Origin of the sequence: Rickettsia endosymbiont of Gonocerus acuteangulatus, assembly GCF_964026435.1 — a bacterium.
GTDB lineage: Bacteria > Pseudomonadota > Alphaproteobacteria > Rickettsiales > Rickettsiaceae > Rickettsia.
Window position 1 is genome coordinate 973,420 of record NZ_OZ032147.1, and the last position, 13,599, is coordinate 987,018.

Consider the following 13,599-nt stretch of genomic DNA (forward strand, 5'->3'; position numbering starts at 1 on the left):
TGATATATAACTTCTCAGTTATCTACATACCCACAAACTCATCTAATTTCAATCTTAATATGTCAGATCAAATCTGAAGGTTTACAAATTAATTCATTGAAACTTACAGTTTCTTCTCGCAATGACGATTCTTAAGTCTTGTATGCATTGCCTGCGTGGATCAGTTTTTCCGTCTGAGCTAAGGAAATTACGAAGTAATTGACGAAGCAATCCAGTAAAAAATGCTAACTTTATAACAATTTTATTATTTTCTCTGGATTGCCACGCTCATTTCATTCGCATAGTTCAGACGACTCTTGATCTATGCAAGTAAGCCTTATGCGGGAATAACATAGAAGACTTCCAACAATATTCTTAGTTACATATCTTAAATGCCTGTACTGTGTTTTTGAGCAAAAAAGCAATAGTCATGGGACCGATGCCGCCCGGAACAGGGGTAATATATTTGACTTTAGATTTAACATTTTCAAAATCGACGTCGCCAATAATTTTATTACCGCCGATTCTATTAATTCCTACATCAATTACTAATGCATCTGGCTTAAAGTATTCAGAAGTTAATTTTAGAGGTGAGCCGATAGCCGCAACAACAATATCAGCTTTAGAGGTAATAGAACTTAAATTCTGTGATTTAGAGTGACAAATAGTTACACTACAATCCTCTTTTAAGAGTAATGCACTCAAAGGTTTGCCGACGATATTTGAGCGTCCAACAATTACGGCATTTTTACCGCTTAAATTCGGTTCATGTTTTTTAATTACTTCAAGGCAGCCAAGAGCAGTACAGGGTACAAAACCGTTATCAATTCCGCTATGTAAATAACCAATATTCAAAGGATGAAAACCATCAACATCTTTAGAATGCGAGATAGCGGATAAAATTTTATTTTTGTCTATAGATTCCGGTAAAGGAAGCTGAACTATAATTCCTGAAACATTTTGATCAAGATTTAATTCACTGATTTTTGCTATTAAATCTTCTGTTTTTATAGTATTAGGAAGATTTAATAACAGCGTATCAATACCTATTTTATTAGCATGTTTTATTTTATTTTTGACATAAATAATACTTGCAGGATTGTCACCAACTAAGACTATTGCCAGTTTTGGTGATTCTCCTGTTTTATCCTTAAGCTTTTGAATTTCATGCTTTAATTCACTCAATATTTCATTTGCTAAAGCTTTGCCGTCAATTACGTTATTCACTCTTATTTGCTTCTCCAAATTTAGTAGTTGAGTACTCAAAATGTAGAGCCTTGCCATCAAATACTTTACCATAAGCATGGTGAAGACTGCTTGCTGCTTCGGCAAAACCAGTAAGAATTAGTTTAAGCTTATCATCATAATGAGCGACATCACCAATAGCATAAATACCTGGAATATTAGTTTGGTAATGCACAGGATCAACTTCGATATGGTGAAGCTTTATATCAAATCCCCAATTTACTAAGTTACCTAATTCCTGCTTTAAACCAAAAAACGGCAATAATATATTAGCATCTAGCTTCCGTGTATTATTTTGTAAGTCTCTAACTATAACAGCTTGAAGTTCGCTATTATTTCCCTCTAATGAATCTAGTTGATAGCCGGTGACTAACTCAATTTTTCCACTTTCTACTATATCTTTTAATTGTCTTAAACTATCATTTGCTGCTCTAAATTTATCCCGCCTATGGACTAGATATATTTTATTAGCAATTTCAGAAAGAGAAATAGCCCAATCAACAGCAGAATCACCGCCACCTGCTATAACTATATTTTTACCTGTAAATTTACTGCGGTTATTAATAAAGTAAAAAACTGATTCATTCTCAAATTTTTCAATATTTGCAAGAGGAGGCTTATTAGGACCAAATGAGCCAGCTCCAGCTGCAATAATGATTATTTTACTTTTAATAATAATATCTTTTGAGGTTTTTACTTCAAAAAAATCATTTTCTTTCTTTAACTCTACTGCTTGTTGGTTTAAATGATAAACCGGATTAAACGGAGCTGCTTGTAATTCTAGCTGTTTTATTAGCTCTGCTGCGGCAATTTTAGGGTAGGCTGGTATATCGTAAATAGGCTTTTCAGGATAAAGTGTAATACACTGACCACCTATAACCTCTTGTGCATCGATTACATGGCACTTCATTCCTAACATTCCTGCTTGAAAAATGGCAAATAACCCACTAGGTCCTGCTCCTATTATTAAAACATCAGTATTGTGCATTATTATTTTATATTTGATTTTAAAACAGAATTTTATTAGATATTAGGGCAATAATCAATTGTTATTAATTACAATGTTTAAATAGATATTGATTTAATATGCCCTAACTTATCCCAAGTAATAATGTAGCCGCAAGACATTTTGCCCTTGCTACAATGATTCTATCGGCTGGATCGCCATGAAAATCATCCACAAGGGAAATGTTTTCTGCTGCAATCTCTGAAGAAATATCTTTAATAGCTAATCCATTAATATCTGTTATAGAGTTCAGAAAATCTTTTATAGGCTCAATAATTTTTTTTCAATTTTTTCTTATATCTTACATTAACTTCTCAACTTCTTCTTTGTCTAAACCTGTAAAATATATTATTTCATCTAATGGTATACTTTCTTTTAGCATCTTCTTTGCCATAATAGCTTTTGCTTCTCCCTTTCCTTGTTGCATCCAATGGTGAGCTATACTTTTCATAATGTTCTCTCTTTTTTTAGGATTTAATTTTGATTTAAGTAGTTTTTCTACTCAAAACTTACGCTATGTTTGGTTCTAAATATCGTAAAGATGGAGAACACAGCTGTTGTTGCATATAGTCATCTAAAAGCCCTAACTTTATTTGGTAAACCGTTTTACCGATTGTATTTGCAGTCCTTTTGAGAAATGCCCAAACTAAAAATGCCCAACTAATATGATTACGTTGAATACGCTGTTTCCTGCATTGACAACGTTCTATCCCAGTAAGTTGCTTAATTTCTCTGTGCATGCTCTCAATTACCCATCGAAAGCCACACTCATCTTGTGCAGCTTTAGAAGATTTTTGAGTTTTGTTATTGGTAACAACATACTCAACTCTGTTGGTAGAAACAGTAAATTTAAACAAATTAACATGCTTATTTTTAGCAAAGCCTTTTATATGAATCTCTACTCCATGCCTGATCTCTTCATCTGAAAATGTCAACTCTTTTACAGCTTTATAAGGTTTAGAATCGTGTGTTTTACTAACGTTTCTATTGGCTTTAATAGGGGCATAATAATATTTTCCCAGAGAGTCAACATGTTGCATAATTTTGTGTGTAGAATACCATGTGTCAAAAAGTACTGTTTGAAAAGGAATCTTCTTACTATAAACAGCATTAATAAAAGTAATCCCCGCCGCAAGCAGCGGGGTATTTTAGAAGAAAGCTAGCTGATGATCCTCATGCAGTTTCTGATATTCCTTGCCTTGGTTTTTTACGTATTTTCCTATCATATTCTCATTTCCATGCTTACCTACCGTACTCGTAAAATATCCATCAGTCCAAAATTCTCCACCCCATAATTGTTTCTTTACCTGTGGACACTGTCTAAATATTTGACGAGCTGTAACACTTTTAATTGTTGTTACTATTTTTGTTACGCTATAGGTTGGTACAGATTGTACCAAAAAATGGACATGATCTTCATCAACCCCTATTTCTAAAAATTTTATTTGATATCTCTTTTCTATCTCTAAACATATTTCTCGTAATACTTGATCAACTGATACGTCAAACACTGCTCGGCGATATTTTGCTGGAAATACCATGTGATACAGCAGTACCGTAACATTATGACTTTTATGTATATATTTGCTCATTCCGCCATATTACGCCGCAAGCGGCGGGGAATATACCCAAAAGAGATTAAATGGTTCTATCTGTAATGAAAATGTAGAAAATAGTAAATGTTGTCATTTTAGTGTACCCGTTAATAAAGATTCAAATGATCCAATAATTGATTTAGGTGAAATAGTATGCGAATAAAATATTTAGTATTTTTGATTAGTTTAATCTTATCAGGTCAAACCATGGCAACGTGTAGCGTATCTGTACCAACTGTGGGATTTGGTAATGTTAGTACGTCGTCTAGCAAAACTACTTCAGTTACGGCTTCAGTCACTTGTAGTGCTTTAATTTCATCAAAACTTACGCTATGTTATAGCAAATATGCTAAAAACCCTTACTACAAAGCTATGTTTTTACAGTGCATCACTTTATAATATCCTTTAATTTATAGGAATTATATCAAACATAGCGTAAGTTTTGTCATTAATTGTGAGTTATACCTTAAAATTTAGTACAGGTTCAGCAAATATTTATAATCCAAGAAATATGCTTAACGGCAGTAATAAGCTAACTTACAATTTATATAAAGATGCTGCTTATAGTCAAATACTTGGTAATGGAACAAGCAGTACAGTAACAATTCAAGATAGCTATTTGCTTGCCCTTGGACCGGTTACTAGAAATTATACTATATATGCAAGCCTACCTGCTCAACCTCTTGCTAATGTTGGTAATTATCAAGATACTATTACTGTAACTTTAACCCAGCCATAATTTCGAAATGTCATTGCGAGGAAAAATTGGCGTTGTTGCGTGGATACTAATCGTCATTGTGAGGAAAAACTATAAGTTTTGACGAAGCAAGGAAGTATAAAAAGTGCTAATTTATAGCGTTTTTTATTATTTTTTCTGGATTGACATGCTCATTTCATTCGCTTAGATCAGACGACTCTCGATCCACGCAGGCAATGCCGGAAAAACTGGGTTTGAAGCAATCTCAGGAATCTTACTTTACTTAAGTTTGTTTGTAATGAAAGAATGATTATTGTATTAATGACTCGAACTCTTTAACTACTGCTTGGTAGAGCTTACGTTTGAATGGAATAATGATTGATAATAATTCGTCAAGTGATGCCCAACGCCACGCGTCAAATTCTGGATTAAGAGTGTTTATATTAATATCTTCATTAGTGCCAGTGAATCTAATTAAAAACCAGCGTTGTTTCTGCCCACGAAAATTACCATTCCATAATTTAGGAATTAAAAAACTTGGTACGTCGTAACTATACCAGCATTTACTTTCGGCAATTATATATCCTTTGCTACTTCCTATTTCTTCTAACATTTCACGCATAGCTGCAATACTTGGGGTTTCGCCAGGTACTATTCCACCTTGTGGCATTTGCCATGCAGAGATTTTAGTATCTATTCGCTTACCAACAAATATTTTATTATCAGCGTTTAATATCATCATACCAACGCCTGGTCTGTAAGGTAATGCTAGATGTTTTTTAGAAGTTTTATTCATAATTATAGTTTTACAACTTTATTTTTACCAGTTGTTTTAGCTTCATACATAGCTTTATCCGAGCGTTCAATAAAATCTTCTATTGACTCACCTTTTTTATACTCTGTAACTCCTATAGACACAGTTTTTTTTAAAGGTTCTTCTTGCTTGTCTATTTGGAAGTTCATACTTTCTATTTTAACTCTAACTCGCTCTGCTGTATATAGTGCCTGGTCAATATTTATATCATTTAAAAGTATAGTAAATTCTTCGCCACCAAATCTTGCTATTAAATCAGTTACTCTAAAGGTATTTTTTAAAATACGAGAAGTGGTTATTAAAACTTTATCTCCTGCTTGATGTCCATAAGTATCATTTACATGCTTAAAATTATCAATATCACACATAAGCAAATATAATTTCATATCCTCTTTATTAGCCTTTTCAACCATTTGCTTAATGTGTACATCGAAATAGCGGCGATTAAATAAACCTGTTAATCCGTCTTTAGCTGCTAAATTTACGCTTTGTTCTAAATCGTTACGTAAATTATCTTGGTATTGCTTACGTCTTAATTGTGTTTTAATTCTTGCAGCTAGCTCACTTTCATCAATAGGATAAACAAAATAATCATTAATGCCAAGTTCAAATCCTTTCATAACTAATTGCATTTGATTTTCATTTCCATCTTCATCTTCATAAATTTGCAAAATTAATATCACTCCGCTTATTTCCGGTTTGCCTCTTAAAATAGCTCCTACTCTTAAAGGATCTTCATTTTCAAGGGTACTACTAATTACTATGAGATCAGGTTTATATTCATTTATAGTATCTGTCTCCTCAGAATTACTTATTACTTTTACGTTTGAGGTAATTTTAAGCAACATTTGTTTTATGTTTTTAGCTTGTACTACATCATCGTTAATTAGCAATATTTTTTTATCTGCAAAATTATCATGTATTTCAATATTAACACCACCAAGTAATGCATTAGTACTATTACGAACTTTTAACTCATCAATTAAGCTCTTCATTCTTGATAATGATTTAATTCTTATAAAAAGAGCATTATCATTAATTGGCTTTGTCAAAAACTCATCTGCACCAGCCTCTAACCCTTTAACACGATCATCAACATCAGAAAGAGCAGTTACCATTACTACCGGAATATGGGTAGTTTCAGGATCAGATTTAATTTTTTTGCATACTTCAAATCCATCCATCTCAGGCATCATAACATCAAGTAGTACTATATCTACTTTTTCTTTTTTTAAAATATTTAATGCCTTTTTGCTGCTATTTGCTTTAAAAACAGTATAATACTCATTTAAAAGCTTTGCTTCTAGTAATTTAATATTCGTTTCTATATCGTCTACTATTAATATGTTTGCACTCATAAGATTAAATTCTTGTTTTTAAAGGAAATAATTTGTATATTTATATTTTTTTAAAGTAAGTTTAAGTGTAATAATATATGAAAATTTCAGCAAATTCAATTAGAACAGGTAATATATTAGTTTATAATAACGATTTATGGGTGGTAAGCAAACAACCTGAGCATACTCAGCCTGGAAAGGGCGGTGCTTATGTACAAGTTGAGATGAAAAATCTAAAAACTGGTACAAAGCGTAACGAAAGATTTAGTTCTTCAGATCACTTAGAAAAAGCTGAACTTGAACAAAAAGACTATCAATTTTTATATTTTGAAGATAATAATATAGTATTGATGGATAATCAGACTTTTGAACAGATAAGTGTAAGCAAAGAAATTTTAGATGAAAAGTTGCCTTTTTTAACTGAAAATATGATTGTTAAAGTTGAGTCTTATAATGAAAAACCTTTAAGTATTGAACTCCCTGCAACAGTTATACTAGAAATTATTGAAACTAATCCGGTAATAAAAGGAGCAACCGCTACCGCTTCATACAAACCAGCAACCCTTGCAAATGGTGTTAAGGTAAAAGTACCTCAATATTTGGAAATAGGCGAAAAAATTGTTGTTAAGACTGAGGATTTAACCTATGTTGAAAGATCAAAGTAAGTTGTGGCTAACCGTCATTGCGAGGAGAGTAGCGACGAAGTAATCGCAGGAATATTGTATTGCCTCATGAGATTGCCTCCGCCCTCTGCTATGCATCTCCTCGCAATGACGAAAAATCGATCCACAAAATGACAGTTTTTTTATTCACCCATAAGTATATAATTACTAAATGCAACCTATAACTAATTTGTTAATTAATTCACTGCGTAAAGCAGTTAAGTTTGTACATAGAGATTTTTTAGAGCTTGAAATGCTTCAAAAAAATCCTATTAGAAATGAAGAGTTTTGTAAGCGATCTTATTTAAGATTAAAAACTTTATTATGTGAAGAATTACAAAAACATACGAAATATTTATTTTTTCCTGAAGATCAGTTTGATCCGAATAATAATTATGAAACTGTTTTTTTAGTGAATCCTATAGATAGTCCAAATAATTTTGCTAGAAGTCTTCCTTTTTTTGCTGTATCAATAACTTGTCTGAAGCAAAATCAAGATGGTCTAACACCTGTTTCTACTATTATATATTTTCCAGTTCTTAATGAGATTTATTATGCTGAAAAGGGTAGAGGGGCTTGGGTAGAAAAAAATGATTTAGGATCTAATCATAAAGGTTTAAGATTAAGAGTTTCTGATAATGCTAGTCGAGAAAACTGTTTAACAATTATTGAAGATTTAAAAAACAATAATTCTCAAGTGTTTAATAACACTAGAACTTTTGGTTCTTCTTGTTATGCAGCAATGCTTTTGGCATCAGGCAAGGCGGATTTAATATATTTACCATTATTAAATTTTACATTATATTATTCTTTTGATCTTTTTATTAAAGAAGCAGGTGGTGTAGTTGTAGATTCTAGTGATAAATTTATATACTCGAATCGTTACATTACTAGAGAATTAAAAAAATCTTAAGCAAAATATTATTTTAAATTTGCATTTTTAGCATTAAGATATAATAATTAAGCATGTTAATTATGTCTGTAATTGTATTATGAAAAAATTCAATATTAAAGCTAATTTTGGAGGACAAGAGGCTGATTTTGTTATCTATGTAGGTACACCACAAGATGGACATCATCCATTGCAGTTCCAAGCAAAATGGTTGTCAGACGAGAGAGGGGGTACTATTCCTGATGCTGTTATGGATGCAGTAAAACAGCTATATGATCTTTCGAAAAAAAATAATGTATCGTTTGAAGATTTGTGTGTTTATGCTCTTGGTACTGCTCAAGAAGCTCAAACTACAAATAATGATGAAGATAATAAAGCAGAACAAGCATAAATTATCAGCTTGTGGATATGTTCGGTGTCATCCTGTGGCTTGGGAACTAGGTCCAGCTAAAAAATGCTATAAATTAGCATTTTTTATACTTCCTTGCGTAGGTACAATTACTTTGTAATTTCCTTGCAATGATGAAAAACCGATCCACATACGCTATCAACATAAAAAAATATAATAACTATAGAGATTAAAATGAAACAATATAACGACTTATTTAAAATTATTCATCGTGAAGGTTACATATTTATTGCTAGTTTTGCATTAGTCAGCTTCTTACTTGCTTCTTTTAACGAGAAGCTTGGTTGTATGGGATTTATTGCTACTGCTTGGTGTATTTATTTTTTCCGTAACCCTGATCGTTTCGTACCGATAGGTAATGATTTGGTAATAAGCCCTGCAGATGGGGTAATTCAAGAAATTAAAGAAGCTTTACCGCCAGCAGAGTTAGGGCTTGGTGATGTCGAAATGATTAGAGTTAGTATTTTCCTAAATATCTTTAATGTGCATGTGAATAGAATTCCGGCAAATGGTAAAATTTTAGCATTACATTATAATCCTGGAAAGTTTTTTAATGCTTCTCTTGATAAAGCAAGTGTTTATAATGAACGTCAATCTGTATTAATGGAAACAGAGCAGGGACAGAAAATTGTTTTTGTTCAAATTGCAGGGTTAATAGCAAGACGTATAGTTTGTGATCTAGAAGAAAGTAACGAAGTTAAAGCAGGCGAACGATATGGTATAATTCGTTTCGGTAGTAGAGTTGATGTGTATCTACCTTTAAAAACAGCTTTATTAGTAAGTAAAGGACAAACTGCTATTGGTGGTGAAACTATTATTGCTGATTTCGGACGCAAAAAGACATCTGAATTACAATTTGAAAGAAAGTAGAAGCAACCGTCATTTATATGTCATTCCCGCGTAGGCAGGAATCCAGTCTAAAGCGAGATAAATCGAGCTTTTAATTTTAAAAGTTTATTGTATTTATACTTTTTTACTGGATGCCTGCTTTAGCTAGGAATGACATGGTGGGCATGAACATTATAATATCATAAACCATATTTTCTTGAGTCTCTGCATTGTTAAAAATTCGTAAAACTATAATATCTAAACCTGTACCTATAATAAAATTAATACCAAACTTTGTGACTCTGCTTGGCTTAGTAACTGGTATGAGTTCAGTAAAATTTGCATTAGATAGTAAATGGGAAATTGCAGTATATTGCATTATAGTAGCAGCAATTATTGATGGCATTGATGGAAGAATTGCAAGGATGCTAAATGCTACTAGCCCATTTGGTGCGGAGCTTGATTCGTTATGTGATTTTGCTAATTTTGGTATAGCACCTGCTTATTTAATATATTTATGGTCTTTCCAGCAATATGAGTATAAAGTATTTTCTTCAGCAGTAATGTTACTATTCATAGTATGTATGGCTCTACGTCTTGCTAGGTTTAATGTTGGTATTTATCAGCCAAAACAAGATAAAAAACCTGAGCATTTCTTTACAGGTGTACCTGCCCCTTGCGGTGCTTTACTTGCCTTAGTTCCTGTAATGATAGATTTTGAAATCGGTACATTATTAAATATAAATGTTCGTATTCATACTATAACAATTAACATCTATTTAGCTATTATAGCTTTTCTGCTTGCTAGCAGACTTCCTACAATTTCAACAAAAAATTTAAGTATCAAGCCTGAATATTTATCGCTTGCGATGATTTTATTTGCTGTTGTTATTATAAATCTTATAATATATCCATGGTATGCACTGCCATTTATTGCAGTTATATATATTCTTTCTATCCCGTTTTGTTATTTCTTAAAACATAAATTTAATAACAATTAATTATGCTTGATGTATTACAACAAAATATTCAAAAATATAAAAATCACCCATTTGCTAAATATATCCTCATTATAGCCCTTATAGTAATAACTTATTTAGGTTATAAAATTTATGTTTGGGTAAATACAGAATCAACAGATAATGCTTATATTGATGCTGATATTTCAGATGTTAGTGCTGAAATTAGTGGAGTTTTAACTAGTTTATTAGTGACTAATAACACAAAAGTTAGTAAAGGCGATTTAATCGGCGAAATCGATGATAGAGACTATAAAGCCAAGCTTGCAGCCCTTGAGGCATTTATTAGAGCTTCAGAAAAAAATATAGAGATTATTGATCAAAAAATATCTATAGGGCAGAATCAATTAGAACAGGCAGGCGAAAAACTAAAACTTGCCGCCACAAATTTTAATATTGTTTCAACTGATTTTACTAGAGTACAAGAGTTAAATAAGGCAAAATTTGCCAGTATTAAAGCATTAGATGATTCTAAAAATGCTTATCAAAAAGCAAAAACCGATTACAAACAAGCTCAGCTAGATATAGATATCTCTAGGCAAAACTTACAGCTCCTTGGGCTTGAAAAAGCTGCAGAACAAGAAAAGCTAAAAGAATTAGAAGCAAATAAAAAAATTATCTTACGGAGCTTGGAGAACACTAAGCTTATTGCTGCGGTATCTGGTGTATTTGGTAATAGTAGTTTAGAAGTGGGAAATTATATAACACCTGGTAGAGCCTTGTTTTCCATAGTACAAGATAATTCAATGTATATTCAGGCTAATTTTAAGGAAACACAAATTGAGAAATTTCAGCCAGGCATGAAAGTAAAAATACAATTTGATGCTATTCCTAAGAAAACATTTTATGGAAAAATCCGTAATATTTCCCCTGCTACCGGTTCTAAATTTACCTTAATCCCACCCGATAATGCCACCGGTAATTTTACTAAGATAGTGCAGCGTGTACCTGTTTTAATAGATTTTGATGCCCCTGTTGCTAATTTAATCCCAGGTATGTCAGTAGTTGTATATATTAGAACTGATTAGAAAGTTTAATTTTTTAAGGAAAGTGTTGTCTAAATTAAATTTTTATGCTATAAGGCAAAAAAATATGCAACTATAAGTAGCTCATATTAATATACAAAGATATTTAGACCCAACAAATGATAGTTTGTTTAAGAAAATTTTTAGCGATATAGAACGCTTAAAAGAGTTTATCAATAGTATACTTGATTTACCTGAAGGGTATATAATCGAGATGCAAAAGAAGAATGAGTCGGATTATTTAAAACGAGCTCAATATTATTCTGCTCATGCTTATGTTAGTCAGCTTTAAAAAGGTCTACTTTACAAGAATTTATTACCAGTAGTTATTATATCTTTAATTAAAGATAAGCTGTTTAGTGAGGAAGTATAGCTTAATGCGATAAGGTAGTGACTTTTTTAAGAGCATTGAAAATACTATAAGTAAGTAGAACAGAACCTATTTAAAATAATAAGATTTTAAATAGGTAATGATGAACAGAAAATATAGACACTTATCTCGAGAAGAGAGATATGAGATAAAAAGAATGTATGACCTAGGAGTCAGTATTAATAAGATAGCACAACATCTTACGAGGTCTAAAAGCGCTATTAGTATGGAGCTAAAAAGAAATAAGGTAAAAGATAAGTATATGCCTTGTGTTGCTCAGGAAAAATATGAAAACAGGATGTATCAGCAAGAGTTATTAAAAATAGAAAAGAACCCTATGTTGTTAGATTATATTAAAAATGCTATGATTCGCAAGAAATGGTCGCCGGATGCTATAGCCGGAAAGTTAAAACTAGACAAAAATACAGCTTTGTGTATCAGTACAGAAAGTATATATAGATTTGTTTACACTTCTGCAGTAGCAGCTAAATTAAAGTTATATAGCTATTTACCTTCTAAAAGATATAAAAGGCAAGAAAGAGGGAAGAGGCGTCAAAGGATCATTATACCACAAAGGATCTCAATACATCAGCATGATGCAATAGCTACGAAAAAGGTAGAAGTAGGGAATTTTGAGGCAGATCTTACATTTCATAAAGGTAATCAAAGTATGAATATTGGTGCACTGGTGGATAAAAAGAGTCAAAAGATTATTTTAGTGCTGAATAACTCCAAGAGAGCTACAACAGTTACCAATGGTTTTTTAAGAAAGATAAAAACTCTTCCAAATAGTGTGAGAAAGACTATTACTATGGATAATGGCAAAGAGTTTGTGGGGCATGTTGCCTATAGACTATCTGGGTTTCAAACTTTCTTTTGTGATCCATACCACCCTAGACAAAAAGCATTAGTAGAAAAAATGAATTCTATGATTCATAGAATTTTACCTAAAAATACAGATATTACTACCGTTACACAAAGAGGTCTTGACAATGTTGCTGAGATTTTAAATAACATGCCAAGAAAGATTTTTGGTTATAAAACCCCCAATGAAATTTGGGCAGAAAATTTATAGGTTTTGTTCTACTTAGTCCTTGAATTTTCATGCTCAAAATTAGAAATAGTTTTTCTTATTTTATTCTTGATTTTAAACCAGTAATGCTCAATAGAATTTAAGTCAGGAGAGTAAGTTGGTAAAAATAAAATACTGCAACCAACAGATTCAATTAACGTTTTCACTTTTGTACTTTTATGAAAATTAATATTATCCATTACTACTATCTGACCAGCCTTTAATTCCTTGATCAATATCTCTTGTACATAAGTTTCAAAAATGTCCTTATTACATGTCCCATCAAATATTATTGGGGCAATAATATCTTTGACACACAGCCCAGCAATCATACTAATCCGTGATTTATGTTGATAGACCTTTTCACCATAACATCTTTGACCGATAATGCTCCACCCGTGTTCTCTACAGCTATTATCTTCTATCCCAGACTCATCGATAAATACTAAATCTTGTTTATCTATAGTTTTTAGTTTCAATATAAACTCATTCCTTAGACCAATATCCCTTTTGGGATGAAGAAAAGTTTTTTTTATAACTATAACCTAATTTATTAAGCAATCTTGATATCGTACTTGCAGATACTTTTTGACTCCAGTTATTAGCTAGCTCCATGGTGGTTTTATCAAAACAAAACTTACGCTATGTT

15 protein-coding genes and 3 pseudogenes are annotated in these 13,599 nt (G+C 31.8%); 10 read left to right on the forward strand and 8 right to left on the reverse strand.

From position 1 onward, the window contains the following. Nucleotides 1–354: 354 nt before the first annotated feature. The 5 genes from folD to tnpA form a co-directional block, all read right to left on the reverse strand. A complete protein-coding gene (gene folD, locus AAGD55_RS05970) occupies nucleotides 355–1,206 on the reverse strand; it encodes a bifunctional methylenetetrahydrofolate dehydrogenase/methenyltetrahydrofolate cyclohydrolase FolD (protein WP_341792529.1) in 852 nt (283 codons plus the stop codon). After that, complete coding sequence (locus AAGD55_RS05975; protein WP_341792463.1) at nucleotides 1,199–2,212, reverse strand: NAD(P)/FAD-dependent oxidoreductase; 1,014 nt, start codon at nucleotides 2,210–2,212, stop codon at nucleotides 1,199–1,201. Before AAGD55_RS05975 ends, folD begins: the two co-directional genes overlap by 8 nt. A gap of 319 nt (nucleotides 2,213–2,531) precedes the next feature. Further along, complete coding sequence (locus AAGD55_RS05980) at nucleotides 2,532–2,681, reverse strand: hypothetical protein (RefSeq protein ID WP_341792464.1); 150 nt, start codon at nucleotides 2,679–2,681, stop codon at nucleotides 2,532–2,534. A 58-nt stretch (nucleotides 2,682–2,739) separates the two neighbouring features. After that, nucleotides 2,740–3,270 carry a transposase gene (locus tag AAGD55_RS05985; protein WP_341792465.1) on the reverse strand — a complete coding sequence of 177 codons (531 nt, stop codon included), beginning with the start codon at nucleotides 3,268–3,270 and terminating at the stop codon, nucleotides 2,740–2,742. 108 nt (nucleotides 3,271–3,378) lie between these two features. Further along, a complete protein-coding gene (tnpA, locus tag AAGD55_RS05990; RefSeq protein WP_341790826.1) occupies nucleotides 3,379–3,822 on the reverse strand; it encodes an IS200/IS605 family transposase in 444 nt (147 codons plus the stop codon). Here tnpA and AAGD55_RS05995 point away from each other — a divergent pair. From AAGD55_RS05995 to AAGD55_RS06005, 3 genes and pseudogenes are all read left to right on the forward strand, one after another. After that, the gene (locus AAGD55_RS05995) at nucleotides 3,815–3,988 is read left to right on the forward strand and encodes a hypothetical protein (RefSeq protein ID WP_341792466.1); all 174 of its coding nucleotides are present in this window, start codon (nucleotides 3,815–3,817) and stop codon (nucleotides 3,986–3,988) included. The genes tnpA and AAGD55_RS05995 overlap by 8 nt on opposite strands. Next, nucleotides 3,979–4,137, forward strand: a pseudogene (locus AAGD55_RS06000) (SCPU domain-containing protein); the annotation flags it as partial. The gene AAGD55_RS05995 and the pseudogene AAGD55_RS06000, both read left to right, overlap by 10 nt. 130 nt (nucleotides 4,138–4,267) lie before the next feature. Next, nucleotides 4,268–4,564, forward strand: a pseudogene (locus tag AAGD55_RS06005) (spore coat protein U domain-containing protein); the annotation flags it as partial. Between the two features lie 268 nt (nucleotides 4,565–4,832). Here the strand turns inward: AAGD55_RS06005 and AAGD55_RS06010 are convergent. Both AAGD55_RS06010 and AAGD55_RS06015 read right to left on the reverse strand, forming a co-directional pair. Next, nucleotides 4,833–5,318 carry an RNA pyrophosphohydrolase gene (locus tag AAGD55_RS06010; RefSeq protein WP_341792467.1) on the reverse strand — a complete coding sequence of 162 codons (486 nt, stop codon included), beginning with the start codon at nucleotides 5,316–5,318 and terminating at the stop codon, nucleotides 4,833–4,835. A gap of 2 nt (nucleotides 5,319–5,320) precedes the next feature. Then, the gene (locus tag AAGD55_RS06015) at nucleotides 5,321–6,694 is read right to left on the reverse strand and encodes a PleD family two-component system response regulator (protein ID WP_341792468.1); all 1,374 of its coding nucleotides are present in this window, start codon (nucleotides 6,692–6,694) and stop codon (nucleotides 5,321–5,323) included. 77 nt (nucleotides 6,695–6,771) lie between these two features. Here AAGD55_RS06015 and efp point away from each other — a divergent pair, with 77 nt between their 5' ends. The 7 genes from efp (at nucleotide 6,772) to AAGD55_RS06050 (ending at nucleotide 12,953) form a co-directional block, all read left to right on the forward strand. After that, a complete protein-coding gene (efp, locus tag AAGD55_RS06020; RefSeq protein WP_341792469.1) occupies nucleotides 6,772–7,338 on the forward strand; it encodes an elongation factor P in 567 nt (188 codons plus the stop codon). 169 nt (nucleotides 7,339–7,507) lie between these two features. Further along, entirely contained in the window at nucleotides 7,508–8,248 is a 741-nt protein-coding gene (locus tag AAGD55_RS06025) for an inositol monophosphatase (protein ID WP_341792470.1), read from the forward strand. A 79-nt stretch (nucleotides 8,249–8,327) separates the two neighbouring features. Then, complete coding sequence (locus AAGD55_RS06030; RefSeq protein WP_341792471.1) at nucleotides 8,328–8,618, forward strand: DUF2610 domain-containing protein; 291 nt, start codon at nucleotides 8,328–8,330, stop codon at nucleotides 8,616–8,618. 192 nt (nucleotides 8,619–8,810) lie between these two features. Next, nucleotides 8,811–9,506, forward strand: a complete 696-nt coding sequence (locus AAGD55_RS06035; protein ID WP_341792472.1) for a phosphatidylserine decarboxylase — start codon at nucleotides 8,811–8,813, stop codon at nucleotides 9,504–9,506. Nucleotides 9,507–9,694: 188 nt separating this feature from the next. Continuing rightward, entirely contained in the window at nucleotides 9,695–10,465 is a 771-nt protein-coding gene (gene pssA, locus AAGD55_RS06040; protein ID WP_011477629.1) for a CDP-diacylglycerol--serine O-phosphatidyltransferase, read from the forward strand. 2 nt (nucleotides 10,466–10,467) lie between these two features. Then, the gene (locus AAGD55_RS06045; protein ID WP_341792473.1) at nucleotides 10,468–11,511 is read left to right on the forward strand and encodes an HlyD family secretion protein; all 1,044 of its coding nucleotides are present in this window, start codon (nucleotides 10,468–10,470) and stop codon (nucleotides 11,509–11,511) included. A gap of 467 nt (nucleotides 11,512–11,978) precedes the next feature. Next, nucleotides 11,979–12,953, forward strand: a complete 975-nt coding sequence (locus tag AAGD55_RS06050) for an IS30 family transposase (RefSeq protein WP_341792474.1) — start codon at nucleotides 11,979–11,981, stop codon at nucleotides 12,951–12,953. 8 nt (nucleotides 12,954–12,961) lie between these two features. Here AAGD55_RS06050 and AAGD55_RS06055 read toward each other — a convergent pair. Next, a pseudogene (locus tag AAGD55_RS06055) lies at nucleotides 12,962–13,577 on the reverse strand (IS630 family transposase); the annotation flags it as partial. Nucleotides 13,578–13,599 lie beyond the last annotated feature (22 nt).

Bases quoted from the DNA above. Each gene is read 5' to 3' on its own strand.
- AAGD55_RS05975 (WP_341792463.1), bottom strand. From the start codon at position 2,212: ATGCACAATACTGATGTTTTAATAATAGGAGCAGGACCTAGTGGGTTA.
- AAGD55_RS05980 (WP_341792464.1), bottom strand. From the start codon at position 2,681: ATGAAAAGTATAGCTCACCATTGGATGCAACAAGGAAAGGGAGAAGCA.
- AAGD55_RS05985 (WP_341792465.1), bottom strand. From the start codon at position 3,270: ATGCAACATGTTGACTCTCTGGGAAAATATTATTATGCCCCTATTAAA.
- tnpA (WP_341790826.1), bottom strand. From the start codon at position 3,822: ATGAGCAAATATATACATAAAAGTCATAATGTTACGGTACTGCTGTAT.
- AAGD55_RS06010 (WP_341792467.1), bottom strand. From the start codon at position 5,318: ATGAATAAAACTTCTAAAAAACATCTAGCATTACCTTACAGACCAGGC.
- AAGD55_RS06015 (WP_341792468.1), bottom strand. From the start codon at position 6,694: ATGAGTGCAAACATATTAATAGTAGACGATATAGAAACGAATATTAAA.
- efp (WP_341792469.1), top strand. From the start codon at position 6,772: ATGAAAATTTCAGCAAATTCAATTAGAACAGGTAATATATTAGTTTAT.
- AAGD55_RS06025 (WP_341792470.1), top strand. From the start codon at position 7,508: ATGCAACCTATAACTAATTTGTTAATTAATTCACTGCGTAAAGCAGTT.
- AAGD55_RS06030 (WP_341792471.1), top strand. From the start codon at position 8,328: ATGAAAAAATTCAATATTAAAGCTAATTTTGGAGGACAAGAGGCTGAT.
- AAGD55_RS06035 (WP_341792472.1), top strand. From the start codon at position 8,811: ATGAAACAATATAACGACTTATTTAAAATTATTCATCGTGAAGGTTAC.
- AAGD55_RS06045 (WP_341792473.1), top strand. From the start codon at position 10,468: ATGCTTGATGTATTACAACAAAATATTCAAAAATATAAAAATCACCCA.
- AAGD55_RS06050 (WP_341792474.1), top strand. From the start codon at position 11,979: ATGATGAACAGAAAATATAGACACTTATCTCGAGAAGAGAGATATGAG.